Source organism: Aeromonas sp. 600948 (assembly GCF_049174875.1).
GTDB classification, from domain to species: domain Bacteria; phylum Pseudomonadota; class Gammaproteobacteria; order Enterobacterales; family Aeromonadaceae; genus Aeromonas; species Aeromonas veronii_A.
Map to the genome: position 1 here is coordinate 106,219 of NZ_JAAKTY010000008.1, position 20,170 is coordinate 126,388.

Annotated in this window: 19 protein-coding genes; 10 read left to right on the top strand and 9 right to left on the bottom strand. The window is 55.9% G+C overall.

Annotated elements, in window-relative coordinates; translation table 11 throughout:
- Positions 1 to 128 precede the first annotated feature (128 nt).
- A complete protein-coding gene (gene ompA, locus G5182_RS09215) occupies positions 129 to 1,166 on the top strand; it encodes a porin OmpA (RefSeq protein WP_227341426.1) in 1,038 nt (345 codons plus the stop codon).
- Between the two features lie 130 nt (positions 1,167 to 1,296).
- Here ompA and G5182_RS09220 read toward each other — a convergent pair whose 3' ends face one another.
- Positions 1,297 to 2,319: a GGDEF domain-containing protein gene (locus G5182_RS09220; protein WP_005343157.1), complete on the bottom strand. Its 1,023-nt coding sequence runs from the start codon at positions 2,317 to 2,319 to the stop codon at positions 1,297 to 1,299.
- 134 nt (positions 2,320 to 2,453) lie between these two features.
- Here G5182_RS09220 and rnr point away from each other — a divergent pair, with 134 nt between their 5' ends.
- A complete protein-coding gene (gene rnr / locus G5182_RS09225) occupies positions 2,454 to 4,841 on the top strand; it encodes a ribonuclease R (protein WP_100645064.1) in 2,388 nt (795 codons plus the stop codon).
- 302 nt (positions 4,842 to 5,143) lie between these two features.
- On the opposite strand, the gene G5182_RS09230 is transcribed toward rnr, so the two are convergent.
- Positions 5,144 to 6,571, bottom strand: coding sequence for an alkaline phosphatase D family protein (locus G5182_RS09230; RefSeq protein WP_227341425.1), 1,428 nt, complete (start codon positions 6,569 to 6,571; stop codon positions 5,144 to 5,146).
- Between the two features lie 39 nt (positions 6,572 to 6,610).
- Entirely contained in the window at positions 6,611 to 7,504 is an 894-nt protein-coding gene (locus tag G5182_RS09235) for a hypothetical protein (protein ID WP_227341424.1), read from the bottom strand.
- Positions 7,505 to 7,706: 202 nt separating this feature from the next.
- Here G5182_RS09235 and G5182_RS09240 point away from each other — a divergent pair, with 202 nt between their 5' ends.
- From G5182_RS09240 to G5182_RS09255, 4 genes are all read left to right on the top strand, one after another.
- On the top strand, positions 7,707 to 7,838 hold the full coding sequence (locus tag G5182_RS09240) for a phage integrase N-terminal SAM-like domain-containing protein (protein ID WP_227341423.1): 132 nt from the start codon (positions 7,707 to 7,709) through the stop codon (positions 7,836 to 7,838).
- A 588-nt stretch (positions 7,839 to 8,426) separates the two neighbouring features.
- Positions 8,427 to 9,176 (top strand): 23S rRNA (guanosine(2251)-2'-O)-methyltransferase RlmB, encoded by a 750-nt coding sequence (gene rlmB / locus G5182_RS09245; protein ID WP_199427756.1) that lies wholly within the window; start codon positions 8,427 to 8,429, stop codon positions 9,174 to 9,176.
- A 2-nt stretch (positions 9,177 to 9,178) separates the two neighbouring features.
- On the top strand, positions 9,179 to 9,751 hold the full coding sequence (locus G5182_RS09250) for a Crp/Fnr family transcriptional regulator (protein ID WP_227341422.1): 573 nt from the start codon (positions 9,179 to 9,181) through the stop codon (positions 9,749 to 9,751).
- Between the two features lie 56 nt (positions 9,752 to 9,807).
- Positions 9,808 to 10,263, top strand: a complete 456-nt coding sequence (locus G5182_RS09255; protein WP_227341421.1) for a GNAT family N-acetyltransferase — start codon at positions 9,808 to 9,810, stop codon at positions 10,261 to 10,263.
- A 72-nt stretch (positions 10,264 to 10,335) separates the two neighbouring features.
- Here the strand turns inward: G5182_RS09255 and srmB are convergent, their stop codons facing one another.
- On the bottom strand, positions 10,336 to 11,562 hold the full coding sequence (gene srmB, locus G5182_RS09260; protein WP_227341420.1) for an ATP-dependent RNA helicase SrmB: 1,227 nt from the start codon (positions 11,560 to 11,562) through the stop codon (positions 10,336 to 10,338).
- A 119-nt stretch (positions 11,563 to 11,681) separates the two neighbouring features.
- On the opposite strand from srmB, the gene G5182_RS09265 reads away from it, so the two are divergent.
- The 3 genes from G5182_RS09265 to brnQ (G5182_RS09275) all read left to right on the top strand — a co-directional run bounded on the left by G5182_RS09265 (position 11,682) and on the right by brnQ (G5182_RS09275) (position 15,595).
- Positions 11,682 to 12,392, top strand: a complete 711-nt coding sequence (locus tag G5182_RS09265) for a tRNA1(Val) (adenine(37)-N6)-methyltransferase (protein ID WP_421254346.1) — start codon at positions 11,682 to 11,684, stop codon at positions 12,390 to 12,392.
- Positions 12,393 to 12,583: 191 nt separating this feature from the next.
- Entirely contained in the window at positions 12,584 to 13,888 is a 1,305-nt protein-coding gene (gene brnQ, locus G5182_RS09270; protein ID WP_041236099.1) for a branched-chain amino acid transport system II carrier protein, read from the top strand.
- 429 nt (positions 13,889 to 14,317) lie between these two features.
- The gene (gene brnQ, locus G5182_RS09275) at positions 14,318 to 15,595 is read left to right on the top strand and encodes a branched-chain amino acid transport system II carrier protein (protein ID WP_235699320.1); all 1,278 of its coding nucleotides are present in this window, start codon (positions 14,318 to 14,320) and stop codon (positions 15,593 to 15,595) included.
- A 73-nt stretch (positions 15,596 to 15,668) separates the two neighbouring features.
- Here brnQ (G5182_RS09275) and G5182_RS09280 read toward each other — a convergent pair whose 3' ends face one another.
- From G5182_RS09280 to zur, 3 genes are read right to left on the bottom strand one after another with little or no spacing between them, the layout of a single operon-like run.
- On the bottom strand, positions 15,669 to 15,899 hold the full coding sequence (locus G5182_RS09280; RefSeq protein WP_160882368.1) for a hypothetical protein: 231 nt from the start codon (positions 15,897 to 15,899) through the stop codon (positions 15,669 to 15,671).
- 4 nt (positions 15,900 to 15,903) lie between these two features.
- A complete protein-coding gene (locus tag G5182_RS09285) occupies positions 15,904 to 16,365 on the bottom strand; it encodes a chemotaxis protein CheX (protein ID WP_227341418.1) in 462 nt (153 codons plus the stop codon).
- Positions 16,355 to 16,813: a zinc uptake transcriptional repressor Zur gene (gene zur, locus G5182_RS09290; RefSeq protein WP_160882369.1), complete on the bottom strand. Its 459-nt coding sequence runs from the start codon at positions 16,811 to 16,813 to the stop codon at positions 16,355 to 16,357. Before zur ends, G5182_RS09285 begins: the two co-directional genes overlap by 11 nt.
- A 137-nt stretch (positions 16,814 to 16,950) precedes the next feature.
- Here zur and dusA point away from each other — a divergent pair, with 137 nt between their 5' ends.
- Positions 16,951 to 17,937 (top strand): tRNA dihydrouridine(20/20a) synthase DusA, encoded by a 987-nt coding sequence (gene dusA, locus G5182_RS09295; protein WP_227341417.1) that lies wholly within the window; start codon positions 16,951 to 16,953, stop codon positions 17,935 to 17,937.
- A gap of 69 nt (positions 17,938 to 18,006) precedes the next feature.
- On the opposite strand, the gene G5182_RS09300 is transcribed toward dusA, so the two are convergent.
- Together G5182_RS09300 and G5182_RS09305 are read right to left on the bottom strand one after the other, a co-directional pair.
- Complete coding sequence (locus G5182_RS09300; protein ID WP_227341416.1) at positions 18,007 to 18,321, bottom strand: hypothetical protein; 315 nt, start codon at positions 18,319 to 18,321, stop codon at positions 18,007 to 18,009.
- A gap of 118 nt (positions 18,322 to 18,439) precedes the next feature.
- Positions 18,440 to 20,044: a peptide ABC transporter substrate-binding protein gene (locus G5182_RS09305; protein ID WP_227341415.1), complete on the bottom strand. Its 1,605-nt coding sequence runs from the start codon at positions 20,042 to 20,044 to the stop codon at positions 18,440 to 18,442.
- Positions 20,045 to 20,170: the final 126 nt, after the last annotated feature.

The window sequence follows — 20,170 nt, forward strand, 5'->3', positions numbered from 1 at the left end:
TTAATTGATATCAGTGACTTGAAAATAGGCTAACGTTTATCTGCAGTGATCGCTTTTGGGCGATTGCGCCTAGAAGACGAGTTGATATCAATCAACCTCCTCCTACACAAAGTTGCAGAGGCTCAGATATGAAAAAATCATTGATTACCTTGCTGGTTACCGGCTTGCTGGCGGCCAATGCCCAGGCGGCCGGTCAGGACAACACCTGGTATGGTGGTGCCAAACTGGGTTGGTCCAACTTCTACGGCATTGATGAAAGCAATGCCCTGACGCTTGGCAATGAGACCAACGATGCCCTGGGTGCGGGTGTGTTCGGCGGCTATCAGATCAACAAAAATCTGGGGCTGGAGCTGGGTTACGACTACCTGGGCAATTACAAATACGATGCGACTACGGCGGCAGGCGCTTTCAGTGATGAAGTGAAAGCACAGCTGGCCCAACTGACCCTGAAACTGGGTTTCCCGGTTACCGATAATCTGGATCTGTATGGTCGTGTCGGTGGCGGTTATGGCTGGGCTGATACCAAGAGCGATCTCTACAAGGATGACAGCCGCTTTGTCATGGTCGGTGCTCTGGGTGCCGAGTATGCGTTTAACCTCGACTGGGCTGCTCGCCTAGAGTACCAGTACACCACCCCGTATGGCAGCCGTGATGATACCGGCCTGAGAATGGATAACGGCTTGCTGTCGTTGGCAGCGGTTTATCGCTTTGGTCAGGTTGCCCCCGTGGCACCCGCTCCGGCACCAGCCCCGGCTCCCGAGCCTGTGATGGTCGAGAAGCAGTTCACCCTGAGCTCTGATGTGCTGTTTGACTTCAACAAGGCGACCCTCAAGCCAGAGGCCAGTCAGGCTCTGGATAGCCTCTACAGCCAGATTGAAGAGGCTCGACCCAAAGATGGCGTGGCAACCGTAATTGGTCACACCGACCGTATCGGTTCCGATGCCTACAACCAGAAACTCTCTGAGCAGCGTGCCCAGACCGTCGCCAACTATCTGGTTGGTAAAGGGATCCCGGCCGCCAAGATCAATGTGGAAGGGCGTGGTAAATCCTCACCGGTTACCGGCGACAGCTGCGTCAGCAAGTCCAAGCGTGAGCTGATCGTCTGCCTGGCTCCGGATCGCCGTGTTGATGTGAAAGTCGAAGGTGTCAGCGAGGTGCAGGAGTAATCTTTCACACTGAGCAGCTCTCCACAGGGGCTGGAATTAACAGCCCCTGTTGGAGCAAGAGAGGCCAAAAAGCCAGTCAGTTGAGCTGACTGGCTTTTTACATTGGCATTGCGGTCGGACAGAGGACAAATCAGGAAGGGAGCGGCATCACCCGGTTGCGCCCCAGCTCCTTGGCCTTGTAGAGCAGCTTGTCGGTACGTTCGACCAGACAGTCTGCACTCTCCTGACCGTTGAACTCGCCCACGCCAAACGAGGCGGTGATGTGGTCGATGCGGCGGCCAGATTTGCGATCCAGAATCGACATCCGCTCTATGGAACGGCGCATGCTCTCTGCCATTTGCCTAGCCAGTGCCAGCGAGCGATGGGGAACCAGCATGGCAAACTCTTCCCCACCCAGCCGATAGGCGGTGACCCCCTCCTTGCAGGCATCGCGCAGCCGTTTGCTGAAGGCACGCAGCACCTGATCGCCGAGCAGGTGACCGTACTCGTCGTTGAAATTTTTGAACCGATCGATATCGGCGAGGATCAGTGAAAAGGGGTGCTGACTGCGGATCAACCCCTCCAGCTCCAGATCGAAGGCGCGGCGGTTGAGCAGGTTGGTGAGTGCATCCTCGTTGGCCAGTTTGCGGGTTTCGTTGAGCGCGGCACGCAGCTCCTTGATCTCCTTCTCGGCATTGCTGAGCTGGCTGCGAAAGTGCATGGTGGACATGCGTACATCCCGCGATTCGCGCACCAAGTCTCGCAAGATGCCCATGGTATCTTCCAGGCTCAGCCCCTCATCGTCGATCTTACTTAACTTGTCGAAGCTCTTGTCGAGCATCTCCTGAAACATACCGGTATCGGAGATGGCATCCTGCATGGAGTGGCCGAGCTCGTTGGCCATGGCTGCAAGGTTGAGCTTCATCGCCTCCATCTGCTGTTCGTCCTGCGCAGCCAGATATTGGTGATAGAGGCGCTCGCAGGTAGTGAGCGAGCAGGTTCCCTGCAGTTTGATGGCTTGATCGATCGCCTGGTTGAGTTCGGGCATGCTGGCCGAGACATAGTTGTACCACAGGTGGTAGTTGTCCGGCGTCGTGGGGATTTGGTACTTGATCATCAGGGGAACTGCCTGTTTGAGATAGGCGGCGGATTGGGCAAATGTGTCCTTACTCATGAGTTCTGTGTCTCATCATGCCAGCGAACTGAAGATAGTATGACAGAGAGATTGGCCAAAAGGCAGCCGATGGATGCCATTCGCCCCCCCCTCCGATATAATGGCACCGTTACCACCTACCCTAAGGCCTGCTTATGTCTCAAAAAGATCCTTTCCTCGAACGCGAGGCCGAAAAATACGATAACCCCATCGCCAGTCGCGAGTTGATCCTGGAACTCATCAAGGGCCATGAAAAGCCCATGTCCCGTGAAGAGTTGGCCAAGGTCCTCAAGCTGAAAGATGAAGAGCCGTTGGAAGCCTTGCGTCGTCGTCTGCGCGCCATGGAGCGTGATGGACAACTGGTATTCACTCGCAACCAATGTTATGCCCTGCCGGATCGCCTGAATCTGGTCAAAGGTTATGTAATCGGCCACAAGGATGGCTTCGGTTTTCTGCGTCCGGAAGGTGGTGGTCCGGATCTGTATCTGAACAACCGAGAGATGCAACGCCTGATGCATGGCGATTACGTGCTGGTGCAGCCGACCGAGATCGACCGCAAGGGTCGTCAGGAAGCGCGTCTGGTGCGCCTGCTCAAGTCCCGTGAGGCAGACATTGTCGGCCGTTACTTCGTCGAGAATGGCGTTGGTTTCGTGGTGCCGGATGACAGCCGTATCGGCCAGGACATCATCATCCCGGAAGGGGAAAACAAAGGGGCTCGTCAGAGCCAGGTCGTGGTTGTGCGCATCAACCAGCGCGCCACCTCCCGTATCAATGCCGTCGGCACCGTACTGGAAGTGCTGGGCGAGAACATGGCGCCGGGCATGGAGATCGAAATTGCCCTGCGTACCCACGGCATTCCGCACACCTGGCCGGAGGAGGTGACCAAAGAGGTTGCCGGTCTCGGCGAGCAGGTGCCGGAGAAAGCCAAAGAGGGCCGCATCGACCTGCGCGCCCTGCCGCTGGTGACCATCGACGGCGAAGATGCCCGCGACTTCGATGACGCCGTCTTCTGTGAAGCCAAACGCGGTGGTGGCTGGCGTCTGTGGGTTGCCATTGCTGACGTCTCCGCTTACGTTAAGCCCGGCACGGCGCTGGATGCCGAAGCGTATCAGCGTGGCAACTCCGTCTACTTCCCCGAGTTCGTGGTGCCCATGTTGCCTGAGGTGCTCTCCAACGGCTTGTGTTCCCTGAACCCGCAAGTTGACCGCCTCTGCATGGTGTGCGAGATGACCATCTCCGCCGCTGGCCGCATGTCCGGCTACAAGTTCTACGAAGCGGTAATGAATTCTCACGCCCGTCTGACCTACACCAAGGTTGCCGCGATCCTCGATGGCGATCCCAAGCTGCGCCAGCAGTATGATCCGCTGGTGGGCCATATCGAGGAGCTGAACAACCTCTACAAGGCGCTCAAGCATGCCCGTCATCAGCGCGGTGCGGTGGAGTTCGAGAGCGAGGAGACTCGCTTCATCTTCAACGCCCAGCGCAAGATCGACCGCATCGTGCCGCTGGTGCGCAACGATGCCCACAAGATCATCGAAGAGTGCATGATCCAGGCGAACGTGGCTGCTGCCCGTTACATCGAGAAGAACGAAGCCTTTGCCCTGTTCCGGGTGCACGACCGTCCGGGCGAAGAGCGTCTGACCGGTTTCCGCGATTTTCTGGCCGAACTGGGTCTGGAGCTCAAGGGCGGACTCGAGCCCGAGCCGAAAGACTTTGCCGAGCTGGCTGCCAAGTTTGAGGGGCGCCCGGATGCGGAGCTGCTCTCCACCATGCTGCTGCGCTCCATGCGTCAGGCCATCTATCAGGCCGACAACATCGGTCACTTCGGTCTGGCGTTGAAGTCCTATGCGCACTTCACCTCGCCGATCCGTCGCTACCCCGACCTCATCCTGCACCGCGCGATCAAGTACCAGACTGCCAAGGAGCAGCAGGGCAACCTGCGCCACAAGTGGACCCCGAGCGGTGGTTACCACTACCAGCTGGAAGAAGTGGACCCGATGGGCGAGCACTGCTCCATGACCGAGCGCCGTGCCGACGATGCGACCCGCGACGTGGCCGACTGGCTCAAGTGCGAGTACATGCTGGATCACGTGGGTGACGAGTTTGACGGCGTTATCGCCAGCGTCACCGGCTTTGGCTTCTTCGTCCGTTTGGCTGAGATCCATATCGACGGTCTGGTGCACGTCAGCACCCTCACCAACGACTACTACCAGTTTGATCCCCTGCACATGCAGCTGATTGGCGAGAACTTCCGCCGTCGCTACCGTCTGGGCGACAAGGTGCGCGTCAAGGTGATGGGCGTGAACCTGGACGATCGCAAGATCGACTTCGTGATGGTGGAAGAGCCGCTCAAGGCCACCGGCAAGAACGCCAAAGAGATGGCGCGCAAGCAGGCCGAGATCAAGAAAGAGAAGGCCAAGAGCGCCCAGCGCCACGAAAAACGTAAAGAGGGCAAGGATCACGGCAAATCCGACAAGGGTGGCCGCGCCAAACCGAGCAACAGACGACCGAGCAAAAAAGCGCGCGATAAGGCCAAGGGATAAGCCCTTCGGCAATGGCCTGTGGCCGGCGACTTGGGGCTAGGCTGTAACGGGCTGATGCCTCGGGTTATCTTCACCAGTGCCCGATACTCCTGAGATGAAAAAAATCCGACCCCTGTTACCGGGGTTCGGATTTTTTATGGTCAGCGAAAAGGGAGGGGCTCAGCCCTTCGGTGGAGATCGGCCCCGTGCCTATGGCGAGGGGCATACTCCCTGCGCGATGGCCACGCTATTGGCTGCTACGCGGCGCTCAGAAAGGTGGGTTTCCTATTTTTCTTACTTTGACTTGTTATATTCTTAGCCTCTTATTGTAGAGGCAATTGTGTCTCAATTACCACATCTCCATTTTCCCTAAACACTTTAAAAATTAATGATTTTTCGAGAATTTCAACATACCCAACTGCATTATTTGCATAGAACTTACAATCGGTTTCTGAAATTGGTTTGGTAAGTGAAAAGCCAGATGCACCATGTATGGATTTATCAAATCTTACATCGCTCTCGAACCATCTAATACTATTCATTAAAAAGCTTGTCGGCCAGAATAAAGACCCAGACACAAGTTGATGTATCGTTGTGCTTTGATCTTGATATTTTAGACTTGCTGAAAAATGCGAATGAATATCCCCTGACAAGAAAATGACGTTTTTAATGTCTTTGCTTATAATGTAATTCAATATTCGCTCTCGTTGGTTGGGGGCTTTTTTCCAGTTGTCAGCCTTGCTTGACTCTGAATGATTATCAGCCAAAAATGTTACAGAACTTGCCACCAATTTCACTCGATAATCAGAAGCTAAAAACCTTTTTAGTTCTTCTTCTTGCTCTGAAGAAATTAACCCTATATGCCCTCTCTCTTTTCTGGTATCCATAAGAAATAGCCCTACATCGTCAAACTCTACGCTAGCATAATGCCTTACGGGAACTTGGTTGTTAGACTGTCCCTTTACGAATGAAACACCTACCTGATCACTAGGCACTGTATCATATATGGGGCCATGAGATGCTTGATAAGAGTAAAAAGCGTTAATTCCGTTTATAAGTCGGTCCTTATTTTTGTTTAGCCAATGCAATCTTGAGTCGTCATAATCATCAGCTCCGTGTTTAAAGCCATCTTCTATTTCATGGTCATCCATAACCATGTAGTTTGGTACCACGGGCAATAGATTTTTAACATGCTCATTGCAAAAAAAATCTTCGTATAGTTTAGTGAAGTCGTCTTTTGATGAGTTGTTTGGTGTGGCCCATAATAACTTATCGTTATAAACTTGATCTCCCAGCCAAAGCATCATGTCCAATGGATTTTCTTGGTGTATTTTGTGAGCAGCTTTTAAAACCTTTCCAACACGACTATCATCATTGTTTCTTAAACAAGATCCGAAACAAAATCTAAATTGTTCAGATTTTTGGGTGCGAAAGCTATGAGTTTTAACTTCTTCCCAATTATCTAGGTCTCCTATTTCGTCTTCTGAGTAATCGGAAGCGTAAGCCATTTGATACTCATACTTGGTGTTTGATTCTAGATCAGTCAATTCGATAACACCTGTATAGTAAAAGTTCTTATTGAATCTAAACTGCATTGCTTTCTGCCAATTGCCACCACTTTTCCTAATCCTGATCCATCCGCAATTTGGCTTGTCGATATTATTGCACTCCTGAATTCCACACATAATTCTTGCAGTTGATGTTTTAACTAAGCCCAAAACGGGGCCAATCCTTGGGTTATTTAAATTCATTTTTTATCTCCAAGTTCCTAGAGAAATATAACGCTTCAATCAGCCGCCGCCAAAGGCGGTCAGCTGCATTGACTTGTTAGGTGTGACTGGCCACTTCTCTAGGTAAGCGTCCATTTTAAAGTTTTGTACACTGATTTTCACTAAACCCTCTGCTTCGCGCAATTGATTGTGGTCATGAAGAAATGCAACAAAATCCATTAAGGCATTCCCTAAAAGTTTCAGCCTTGTCAGACAAAAATTACTTTTTGCATCTGACATGGCGCCATACAACAACTCTTCTAACCGCGAAACAGCGTCGGAAGAATCTCTGATACTAGTATATTTTCTTTTGAACTCTTGAAACACAATGCAGCCTATTTCTCCATCATCGGATTTCATCAAATATTGACCAATTTCAGATTGCATTAATTGAAAAACCGGCTTGTCTGTGGATATCTGAGTTTCAGAAAATTCCTGTAGCGACGTTTCAGCTAGCATACGTTCTACTCTTTTAAGATGATAATAGAATAGCTTGGTTTTCTCATCGTCATTAAATTCAAGCAACCTTACTCTCTCTTTCAGTATTTCTACCCAGCATAAGTAACGCGAAATAAAATACATTGTTCCAAGGAGGTAATGTTGCTTGGTCATTGGCCAGGCCCCGTACATTGGCTTTAAATCATCCTTCGCCTCAAGAACTTTGTTTTTTGACTTTGCTTGACGTTCGCATAAGTGCCAAAGCCTGTCTTGTGCATCTTCAGCCGACATCATTACAACTCTTGAATATTTGTTGACTGTAGCTTTTATTGAGGATGCTTCCTGAATTAGTAGTTTGTGGTCTTCAAGATCCTTTTTTAACCGATTATCTAGAAGTCCTTTGCCGAGGTATCCAAGAATAGCAACGGCCGTTGCTGTTCCGCCGAGTGATGTGAGAAATATCTCTAGAAAACCCATGCTGCTTTTCCTTACTTCACCTAACAGTGATTAGATAGAAGGCGGCACTAATCCGATAGCAGAGCCTTCCATATAACTCCGTTCTGCCCTGATTTTTGTCATGAAAAAATAAAATTAAATCAAAACATTACCAATCTACCTCTGATACTTGAATGTATTCGCCTGACCTCCTCTTTTTACGCTACCATCGAAGGAGCCAACGATGGAAAGCACCACCACACCCCGCCTGCGTGAACAGGTCAGGACAGCGATGCGTTTGCATCACTACAGCATCCGTACTGAAAAGTCCTACTGGTACTGGATCCGCAATTTCATACGTTTTAATCAACTGTGAAATTGGGACAGCTACCGTTTTGCTTCACTCGCTTATCCACTCCATCAGGCAAGGCTACCGCCCCTGAATTCCAGCCTTCAGTCTGCTGCTTTTTACCTGCGTGGTTTCGCTGGCCTGGCTCATAGGTGACTCCGACGAGGCTGTTGCTAAACGACTATATTAGCGTGTGATGCAGGAGAGGATCGCAGGGGGTGGTGATTTTTTGAGTAAGTCCAATAAATTAATCATCTTGAGCCGTGTTGCAGTCGAACATCCACGACGAAAGGGCTGAAATTGGGACAGCGACCGTTTTGAGCGCAGCGTAGTGAGCCCACTTAGTCACTGCTGGGCGGGGTATTGTCCCCCTGCAATCAGCCGAGAGTAGGGTCAGGTGCACCATCAAGGATGATGGCGCAGCCGGATCAAGAGGCCTGTCATAGATCCGGAGCTTGGCCGAGCAGCTTCCTCCTCCCTAGATGCCGGTCTCTCTGGTATGATGCGTCATCATTTAGCGACCGGTGACGACGCCAGCATAATGGTGGTCAGGCTGCCGGTACGGCCATTTTTCTTCGGGCTGCATTTATGCGACCCGACCTACGGATCTTGAACATGAGTACTGAACTGATCTACGGCATTCACGCTGTATCCGCGCTGCTGGAGCGCACCCCGGAGCGTTTCATCGAAGTGTGGGCTCTCAAGGGGCGGGATGACGACCGGCTGCAACCCCTGCTGGCCGAGCTGGAATCTCTCGGCCTCAAGGTGCAGAGCGTGAACCGCAAGACACTCGACGATAAAGCGGAAGGCAACAATCACCAGGGCATCATGGCCAGGGTGAAAGAGGCGCCGAAACTGGCCGAGCACGATCTGGCCAGCCTGCTGGACGAGCTGGCGGCACAACAGAGCCAGCCCTTCCTGCTGGTGCTGGATGGCGTGACCGATCCGCACAATCTCGGCGCCTGCCTGCGCAGCGCCGATGCCGCCGGGGTGCATGCGGTGATCGTGCCGCGGGACAAGGCCACGGGGCTCACCCCGATCGTGCGCAAGGTTGCCTGTGGCGCGGCCGAAGTGGTGCCGCTCATTCAGGTCACCAACCTGGCCCGCACCCTGCGCGAGCTGCAGGAGCGCGGCGTCTGGATCGTCGGCACCGCCGGTGAGGCGGATCACGACCTCTATCAGGCCAAACTGACCGGCCCGATGGCGCTGGTGATGGGGGCTGAAGGTAAAGGTATGCGTCGCCTGACCCGTGAACATTGCGACGAGCTGGTGAGCATCCCGATGGCGGGGGCGGTATCCAGCCTCAACGTCTCGGTGGCAACCGGCGTCTGCCTTTTTGAAGCCGTGCGTCAGCGCCGTGCTTGATCATGCTGACTGACAGACCCCCCTTCGATTGGGCGCAGGTTGCAGATAGAGAGGAGGCCGCGCGCCTCCTCTCTTTTGCCCGCCCGCTGACCCTCAGCCCGAAAAGCTGCCTCTGGCACGCCGGTGACAGCCCGGATCTGCTGGTCAGGGTAGAGCAGGGGCTGCTGCGGGCCAAGCTGGTGCTGGAGGATGGCCGCGAGTACATCAAAGAGTTCTATTGGGAGGGGGACGAGTTTCTCGACTTCCACCACCTGCTCAGTGGCGAGCCAGCCCGCTACAGCGTGGAGGCGCTGGAGCCCTGCCATCTGCAGCTGTTCAGTCTGGCTGACCTGCGCCAGCTGCCCGGCTGGTCACGCTGGTACCAGCACCTGCTGGAGGTGCAGCTGCGCATCAAGGAGGAGAAGGAGCAGTTGCTGCTGACCGGCAGCCCGCAGGCGCGCTATCAGCACTTTCTGGACAGCTTTCCCGCGCTTGATGCCAGAGTGCCGGATCACCAGATCGCAGCCTATCTCGGTATCACTCCCATCAGCCTGAGCCGCATTCGCAAACGGCTGAAAGAACTTAACAAAGGTTAATGCAGGGCGCTGGCGCCACGATTATGCTGGCAGGCCGAACTGATAAGGAGTTGCCGATGAACTGGATCCTGAAACCCTGGTCTGAACTGACCACTGACGAGTTGTATGAGTTGCTGGCGCTGCGGGCCGAGGTGTTCGTGGTGGAGCAGACCTGCCCCTTTCAGGATCTGGACGGGCTCGATCGCCGCGAAGGGGTCTGGCACCTGCTCGGCTATCAGGGCGAGCTGCTGGCCGCCTATGCGCGGATCATGGCGCCCGGCATCGGCGATGAGAGCGGTGCCGCCATCGGTCGGGTGGTGACCTCACCAAAGGCGCGTGGCGGTGGTCTTGGTCATAAGCTGATCGGCGAGGCGGTCAAAGCGTGCGAGGCACGTTGGCCGACCCACAGCATCTGGCTTGGTGCTCAGGCTCATCTGCAGGGCTTCTACGGCCAACATGGTTTTGTGGCGGAAGGGGAAGGCTATCTCGAAGATGATATCCCCCATATGGGGATGCGCAGAGTGGTGGAATAACCACTCGTCAGAGTGATTCAGAATGCAGAAGGGCCATCCCGCGGGATGGCCCTTCTCTTTATCGCCAGGCGATCACTTCTTCTTTTTCTTCTTGGTCGCTTTCTTCTTGCCATCGACCGGCTTTTTCTTCTTCACCGGTACCCGCGCCTCTTTATGTTTGGGGCGTAGCTCGTCGATCACCCGGCGCTTGAGGCGCTCCTCGGTGTAGCGCTCGATCTTGGCGACCATCGCCATGTCGTGGGCCTCCACCAGGCTGATGGCGCATCCACGGTTGCCAGCGCGGCCGGTACGGCCAATCCGGTGGACGTAAACGTCGGCGCCGTAGGGCATGTCGTAGTTGATGACATGGCTGACGTTCGGCAGGTCGATGCCGCGGGCGGCGACGTCGGTGGCGATCAGGAAGGGCACTTCCCCTTCGTGGAACTTGCGGATCGACTCGATACGCTTGCTCTGCTCCATCTCGCCACGGATCCAGGCGCAGGAAATACCTGCAGCCTGCAGCTGGCCGGAGAGCTCCGCCAGACGCTCGCGAGTCTTGACGAAGATGATGGCTTTCTGGGTTTCCGGATCTTTCAGGATATGGGTCAGCAGCGCCAGCTTGTGGGGGGCGTCATCGGCCAGATGGATCCACTGGGTGATGGGGCGACGTTCGCTGCGGGGCGGCTCGGCGTGCAGCTCCACCGGATCCTTGAGGATCTCGTTGGCGAACTTCTCAAGGCCTGCCCCTTCCAGGGTGGCGGAGAAGAGCATGGTGTGCTTGCGGTAGCGCGCCTCTTCCACGATGCGGTTCACATCCTTGATAAAGCCCATGTCCAGCATGCGGTCCGCTTCATCCAGCACCAGCACTTCGATGTCGTGGCTCTCGAACTCCTCTTTCTCGATGTACTCGAGCAGACGGCCCGGGGTGGCGACCACGATGTCGGTGGTCTTGGTCAGAGCAGGCAACTGCTCTTCATGGCTGACGCCGCCGATGATGGTTTCGATGCTGAGGTTGGTGTGTGCCGCCAGCGCCTTGGCGTGGGCGGTCACCTGCAGGGCCAGCTCGCGGGTCGGGGTCAGGATCAGCATGCGGCAGGGGCCCGGCTTGCGGCGCGGGAAGTCCAGCAGGTGCTGGAGTGCCGGCAGCAGGAAGGAGGCGGTCTTGCCGGTACCGGTCGGAGCGGATGCCAGAATATCGCGGCCGTCCAGGGCTGGCTCCAGCACCATCTGCTGGATGGTGGTGGGGCGGGTGAATCCCATCTCGGCCAAGGCCCGGTTGAGGGCGGGGTGCAGGTCGAAATCATCAAAGGACTGGCTCATGGCAATACTCGGTCATTAAGGAAACGGCAGATTATAGGCGATTATCTCGTCGGCTCCTATTGGTGAGTGTGTCTTAGCCGCTATAATCGCCCACCATTTTTGCAGATGACGGGGGCCAGATGGGACGTAGTCGCGGATTTACCTTCAAACAGTTCCATATCAATCACGATCGCTGCGCCATGAAGGTGGGCACCGATGGCATTTTGCTCGGTGCCTGGGCGCCGGTCGAACAGGCGCGTCGAGTGCTCGATATCGGCACCGGCAGCGGCCTGATCGCCCTGATGCTGGCCCAGCGCAGCAGATCTGACTGCCGTCTTGATGCGGTCGAGCTGGATATTAATGCGGCCAGTCAGGCGCGGGAGAATGCGGCTGCCTCTCCCTGGGCCGATCGGGTGACCGTCATAGAGAGTGCCATTCAGGATTATCAGGCCGCCCCTTACGATCTTGTCGTCTCCAACCCTCCCTATTTCGTGGCAGGCCAGTCATTTAGCGATCCGGCGCGGGCGTTGGCCCGCCATACCGGTGCCCTCGACAGCCACGCATTACTGGCGGCCTGCGATCGTTTGCTGAGCCCGAACGGGCAGGTGGCGCTGGTGCTGCCGACGGCGATGGCCGATGAAATTTTATGCATTTCGGCGAATTATGATCTGCATGGCATTTGTTATACAGCTGTTATCACCAAAGAGGGTAAAGAGGCAAATCGTGTTTTATTGCTACTTGGCAGAGGATTAAACAGGTGTGAGAGGGGTGAAATTGTGATCCATTCTGCTGATGGGGCCTATTCCGACAGATATATCCAACTGACCAACCCCTTCTATTTGAAGATGTAAATTTCGTCTTGAACTATTTTTTCACGCCATTATGCTGGTTCCAGATCGAGCGCCCGCTCCAGACCAGCTAAAACCACTGGTTGCGATGAAAAAACATGCGGGGCTCTTTTTTTATACCCCCTGAACACACCCGGTCAGCGACCGATAAAAACTATAACAAGCAATAATTTACAAGACAGACGAGGTTGAACTTGACGAAATCACTCACATTGTCCGATGTACTCGGATTAGGGTTTATGACCTTCGCCTTCTACTTGGGCGCCGGTAACATCATTTTCCCGCCGTTGGCCGGTTACATGGCTGGTGAGCACCTCTCCCTGGCGATGTTTGGCTTCCTGGTCACTGCCGTGGGCCTGCCTCTGGTAACCATTCTGGCCGTGGCGAAAGCCGGTAACGGCTGGGCTGGCATGACCAAGCTGCTGCCTGCCGGTGTCGCGACTGCTCTGGCCGTTGCCATCTATATCATCATCGGCCCGGCCTTTGCCGCGCCCCGTACCGGTCTGGTTGCCTACGAAATGGGCCTCAAGCCCTTCATCGGTGACATGGGGCAGGCGGGTCTGGCGGCCTATACTGTGATCTTCTTTGGTGTGGCCATTCTGGTCTCCATGAACCAGGGCAAGCTGATGGACGCCATCGGCAAATACCTGACTCCGGTACTGATGCTGCTGCTGCTGACTCTGGCGGTCGGGGTATTCGTAGCACCGCAAGGCTCCATGCCTGATGCGTCCGGTGACTATCAGAACAGCCCCTTCGTGAAAGGGATCCTGGAAGGCTACAACACCATGGACACCTTGGCTTCCCTGATGTTTGGTGCCCTGATCGTCGATCTGCTGCGCCAGAAAGGCATCAACGATTACAAGAGCCAGTTCAAGTATCTGGCCATTGCCGGCCTTATCTCTGCCGTTGGTCTGAGCGTGGTGTACGTCTCCCTGTTCCAGCTGGGTAACACAGCAGCCGGTGTGGCGACCGATGTCAGCAACGGTGGCGCTATCGTCAACGCCTACGTACTGAGCCTGTTTGGTCAGCCGGGTCAGTTCATTCTGGCGGCCATCATCACTCTGGCGTGCTTTACCACTGCCGTCGGTCTGATCTCTGCCTGTTCCGATTTCTTCCACAATCTGACCGGCATGGCTTACAAGAAGCTGGTGGTGTTGCTGGGCGTTATCTGTGCCGTGGTAGCCAACGTGGGCCTGAGCCAGTTGATCAGCCTCTCCATTCCGGTGCTGGTTGCCATCTATCCCGTTGCTGTGGCGCTGGTACTGGTCACCTTCCTGAAGGGTTATTTCGGCCGTCCCCGTCTGGTGTTCCGTGGCGTGTTGATGGTGGCCTTCCTGTTCGGTTGCCTGGATGGTCTGGGTGCTGCCGGCATGAAGATGGATGCGTTTGCCTTCCTGCCGCTGTTCGACAAGGGCCTCGCCTGGCTGATGCCGACCCTGCTGGCCTGCGTAGTTGGCGTGATGGTGCGTCCGACCGAGATGGCTGCCGAAGCTGCCTGATCACACCCGATCTGATATTGCCAAGAGCCTGCCCCGTGCAGGCTCTTTTGCTTTCCGTCACTCTGCATTGTGTTTTGCCGGGTTGTGATGGTCACTGCCGGTGACGCTTGCCTGTTCCGCGCTTTTGCTGCCTGTTCTCGCCTCTTTGCTCAATCTCTCTTTGCATCATTTTGAGAGGGGCAAATTTGTTGGTGATTAATTCTGTTTGTTTAAATTGTTTCAATATATTAATTTGCGATTGAGGTTTGATTCCTTTTCTTTATGCTGAATGCGCAATTCTTGTCCGGTATCCGTACGAGAGAGAAGCAAGAGACATTGTTACCGGTTATCTGCCAGGCAGTGGGTGCAATCAATAACAAGCTGATAAGGCAGATGAGGTTGGGTTTGACGAAATCATTGAAGTTGTCCGACGTATTCGGACTGGGGTTTATGACGTTTGCCTTCTATCTGGGGGCTGGCAATATCATTTTTCCGCCGCTTGCGGGTTTTATGGCTGGTGAGCATCTGCTGGCCGCCATGTGCGGTTTTCTACTGACGGCGGTGGGGCTGCCGTTAATCACCCTGATTGCGGTTGCCAAGGGGAGTTCGGGGGGCCGCGCGAGTGGCTGGACCGGAATGACCCGCTATCTGCCCGCCGGGGCGGCGACGGCGCTGGCCATCGCCATCTATATCATCATGGGGCCCGCCTTTGCCATTCCCCGCACCGGTCTGGTCGCCTACGAGATGGGGCTCAAGCCCTGGCTCGGCGATGCCGGTCATGAGGGGCTGCTGATCTACACCCTGAGTTTCTTTGCGCTGGTGATCATGGTGGCGCTCGATCGGGGCAAACTGCTCGATGCGGTTGGCAAGTACCTGACTCCCGCCCTGATGGCGATGCTGCTCATTCTGGCGGTCGGGGTCTTTATCGCGCCACAGGGTACCATGCCCGATGCCAGCGGTGACTACATCAGCGCTCCGCTCACCAAGGGGATGCTGGAGGGGTATAACACCATGGATACCCTGGCATCCCTGATGTTTGGCGCACTGATCATCGGGTTGCTGCGCCAGAAGGGGATCGAGGACTATCGCAGCCAGTTCAAATACCTCACCATTGCGGGCCTGATCTCGGCGGTCGGGTTGTCGGCGGTCTATCTCTCTCTTTTCCAGCTTGGCAACAGTGCCGGCGGAGTGGCGAGCGACATCAGCAACGGCGGTGCCATCGTCAATGCCTACGTCCTGAGCCTGTTTGGTCAGCCAGGGCAGCTTATTTTGGCGGCCATCATCACTCTGGCCTGTTTTACCAGTGCAGTAGGCCTGCTCTGTGCCGGAGCCGATTATTTCCAAGATTTGACTGGCTGGACTTACCACAAGTGGGTGATGCTGCTGGGGGCACTCTGCGCGCTGGTGGCCAATGTGGGGCTGAGTGAGCTTATCAGTCTCTCCATCCCGGTGCTGGTAGCCATCTACCCGGTTGCCATTGCACTGGTGCTGGTGACCTTCCTCAAAGGGTGGTTTGCCCAGCCACGGCTGGCGTTTCGTGGCGTGCTGCTGGTCGCCTTCCTGTTTGGCTGTCTGGACGGACTGGGCGCTGCTGGTATGGCTATGGACGGCTTTGCCTTCCTGCCGCTGTTCGACAAGGGACTTGCCTGGCTGCTGCCAACTCTGCTGGCCTGCATCGTCGGCATCTTGATGCGACCAAGCGGTAAGCTGGCTGCCGAAGCGGCTTGATTCAGGATCAACGAGATAGCAAAGAGGCCAGCATCTGCTGGCCTCTTTTGTTTCTGCCGGATCCGTTACCGGATCAGATTTGCGGGCCTGCCGGCTTGGGTTTGCCATCCAGACCATACCAGTGGGTTTCTACCCGTCCGGCATGCCACTCGAAGGTGCCCCAGGGCTGTTTGGTTTCCCAGCGCGGGAAGTTGATGAGAACCCGGTTATCTTCGTACTTGTAGAGGGAGGTGCTGATCTGAATGTCCGACAGGATCAACAGTAGTGCCCAGCAGATGAAAATCCATTTCAATGCTTTCCACATAGGATTACTCGAAGCAAATTTCGATAGTGGCGCGACCGAAATCGGATTCGAACGGCATCATTATCTTGGTGCCATCGGCCCTGTGGGTGATGGTGTGGTTGGGGCCGGAGACGATGATGGGGGTCGCCATGTCAAACTCGTAGCCCTTCTCGCCCAGCATCCGCTTGGCACCGCCGGTCACCATGTTGGTGATTTCACCGACCATGTCGGTCACCTCTTCATTGATGGAGGTGGGAGCTTCCCCCAGCATGCGACGCATGATCTCCAGCGCCAGCCCCTTCTCGAAGCTGATGGAGAGGGAGCCGCGGGTCTGCGGGCCGACCATGCCGATCAGACCGGAGACGTCGCCGCGCGCCAGCTCATCCATCTTGCGTTTCGGTTTGCCCGGTTTTAGTTCCAGCTGTGCCATGGTCGAGAGCACATTGAGCAGAGATAGCAGGAACGGATTTACAAAATCAGCCTTCATGATGACTTCCTACAGTGGGCGTACAGCGAGCACATTGGCCATGTGCCTCTATTGTCTTATTGGTAATCGTAAAGCCATGCAAGTGGGCCTGCTCGGAAAACGCGCTATCTATTGCACTATCGTGAAGTTCGACCACATCCCCGCACTCGTCGCAGATCAGCAGCTGCATCGGGTGAGCGTGATCGAAGTGGCAGCAGAAGATAAACGCGTTGAGCGATTCCACTTTGTGAGCAAAGCCCTGTTCGAGCAAAAAATCGAGTGCCCGATAGACGGTTGGCGGCTTGGCATTGGCTTCGGTTTGTTGCAGCTGGGCCAACAAATCATAGGCGCTGATGGCGTTGCCGTGTGCCGCCAGCAGGCGAAATACCTGACGTCGGGTCGGGGTGAAGCGGATCCCTCGCTGTATACAGAGTCGCTCGGCTCGTTGTAAAAGTTGGTCTTGATTCATGATCGCGCAGATACCCTTTCTATTAGCCGGATACTATCACAGGGCCTCGCATGGCGCGGCGACAAAATTCATTTTCTGGGGCTGCTTCACGTTGTGATAAAATCCGCCCCTTTCTTTAGCCAACCCGGATGATTTTTATGCAGGCGCAGCGTTTTTCCATCGCCCCCATGCTGGACTGGACTGATCGGCATTGCCGTTACTTTCATCGACTGATGAGCCGCCAGACCTTGCTCTATACCGAAATGGTGACCACCGGCGCCATCATCCACGGCAAGGGGGATTATCTGGGTTACAGCGAGCAGGAGCACCCCATCTCCCTGCAGCTGGGGGGCAGCAATCCGGCCGATCTGGCGCGCTGTGCCAAGCTGGCCGAGGAGCGCGGCTATGACGAGGTGAACATCAACGTCGGCTGCCCCTCCGATCGGGTGCAAAACGGTCGCTTTGGCGCCTGCCTGATGGGCGAACCGGCGCTGGTGGCGGACTGCGTCAAGGCAATGCGCGATGCGGTCGATATTCCGGTGACGGTGAAGACCCGTATCGGCATCGACGATCAGGACTCCTACGAATTTCTGCAGACCTTTATCGAACAGGTGCGCGATGCCGGTTGCGATACCTTTATCGTCCATGCCCGCAAGGCGTGGCTGAGCGGCCTGAGCCCCAAGGAGAACCGCGAGATCCCGCCCCTCGATTATCCCCGCGTCTATCGGGTCAAGCAGGATTACCCGGAGCTGACCATTGCCCTCAACGGCGGCGTCACCTCCATGGAGCAGACTCTGGAGCACCTGCAACACGTCGATGGCGTCATGATGGGGCGTGAAGCATATCAGAACCCCTACATTCTGGCGCAGGTGGACAATCTGGTGTTCGGCCAGAACAACGCCGTGCCGAGCCGCCACGAGGTTGTGCGGATGATGCTGCCCTATATCGAGCAGGAGCTGGCCAAGGGCAACTACCTCTCCCATATGACCCGCCACATGCTGGGGCTGTTCCAGAACATGCAGGGGGCTCGCGCCTGGCGCCGCCACCTGAGCGAGAACGCCTGCAAACCGGGCGCCGGTATTCAGGTGGTGCTGGATGCCATGGCCAAGGTGCCGGAGTTTGCCAGCAGCGAGACGGCCGAATAAGCCGCTTTGTCAGGGCAAGAACCACAAAAAGCGCGTCAATCGACGCGCTTTTGGTTTTTCTGGTCAGGGTCACCCTGATGTGTTGTCAGAAGTCGTACTGTAGTCGTGTATCTCTCCGGGGCGCGGAGTAAAACGTGGATCGCCATCTTTGTATTCACGAACAAGCTGCATGGTCTTGCAGAAGCTGGCCTGCTTGTCGTACTCCTGCCGGGCAAGATCGATGGCCCGCTCGGCCCGGCGTCGCTCCATCTTGTCAGACTTGCGATCACTGAACTGTTGCTGCTGATGCAGCATCCAGCCGACAAACTCTTGCTGGCATTGGGATTCGCTGTTGGCCTGTGCAGGCAGGGTCCACAACAACGAGAGCAGTATCAAATAACGCATGTCTGACTGGGTATTGAAGATTAATTGAACAGAAGGGGCGGCATTTTAGGCTGGAAATCGGGGTGTGAACAGTATCAATAGCGAGGCCCTGCGGGGCCTCGCATCGTTGTGGCCGGTGTCAGTGTTTGACGAGGTAGAGTTGGCGGCTGTAGGCCACATCCTCCGGGTTGTTGATGGGGTAGCCCTTGAGCCATGGCTTGATGAGTCGGGCATTGGTGTACTGGTAGATGGGGGCGATGGGGGCTTGATCCAGCAGGATCGCCTCTGCCTCGCCAAACAGCTTGCTACGGCTGGCGACATCCTGAGTGCTGGCCGCCTCTGCCAGCAGCTGGTCATAACGGGCATTGGCAAAGCCTGCCATATTGCCGCTGTGACGGGAGCCCCAAAGGCCAAGGAACGCTGACGGGTCGTTGTAATCTGCGACCCAGGAGGAGCGGATCACCTCGAACTGACCGCTCTGGCGACTGTCGAGATAGGTTTTCCACTCCTGATTGGTCAGCTCGACCTCGGCGCCCAGCTTCTGCTTCCACATGCTGGCAATCGCCAGTGCCATCTTCTTGTGAATTTCCGCGGTGTTGTAGAGCAGGGTCAGCTTGAGCGGCTTGTCCGGGCCGTAACCGGCCTCCTTGAGCAGGGACTTGGCCTTGCTGTCCAGCGCCGGCTGGCTGCTGGTGGAGAGCAGGTTGGCGGCCGGGGTGAAGCTGGCGGTCACATCCGGGGTGAAGTGGTAGGCCGGTTTCTCGCCGGTGCCGAGCACTTTATCGGCGATCAGGGCGCGGTCGATGGTGTAGGAGAGCGCCTTGCGCACCCGCACATCGTCGAGCGGGGCCTGTTTGGTATTGAAGGCGTAGTAGTAGGTGCCGAGCTGATCCGGGGTATAGACCTCATTCGGGATCTGCTGCTTCAGCTTGTCGTACTGCTCCTTGGGGAAGGATTCGGTGATATGCAGATCGCCAGCCAGGTAGCGGTTGGTCGCCGCGCTCTCCTGATTGATCGGCATGAAGATCACCTTGGTCAATACGGTATGGGCCCGATCCCAGTAATAAGGGTTGGGGGTCAGCTCCAGCTTCTCGTTGACCACCCGGTTGTTCAGCACAAAGGCACCGTTGCCCACCAGTTTGCCGGGTTGGGTCCACTGGTTGCCGTGCTGCTCGATGCTGGCCTGATGGAGCGGCGACAGGCTGGGGTGGCTCAGCAGGTTCAGGAAGTAGGGTACCGGCTGGGAGAGGGTCACCTGCAGGGTGTGGTCATCGAGGGCCTTGACCCCCAGCTCGCTGGCAGGCAATTTGCCAGCGACTATCTCGTCCACCTTGTCGAAACGGGCCAGTTGGGCAAACCAGGCGAAGGTGGCCGCCTCTTTCGGGTCGACCAGCTTGCGCCAGCCGTAGACGAAGTCGCCGGCCTTGACCGGATCGCCGTTGGACCAGCGCGCATCCGGGCGCAGATGGAAGGTAAAGAACTGGTTGCCCTTGTTCTCCCAGCTGGCCGCCACCCCGGCAACCGGTTTGCCATCCGGCCCCTGGGTCAGCAGCCCCTCGAACAGATCCCGCAGTACCTGCAACTCCGGCAGGCCGACCAGCTTGAGCGGGCTCAGGCTCGCAGGTTCATCCTTGAGGTGGCGAACGACAATCTGCTCGGCGGCGAGTTGTGTTCCGGCGGGAATATCGGCAGCCTGGACAGCAGCACAGCCCAGCAGGGCCAGCAAGGGGCTCCATCCTTTCATGGGTCGGATCCTTCAAATAGTGTGAAGCGGGGAGAAAACTCGGCGAGAAAATATCGCCGACAGATGGGAAATCATGATATCCCGTTTGCTGGTCTGACCGCCAGCATTCGACTCTCACTCCCAATC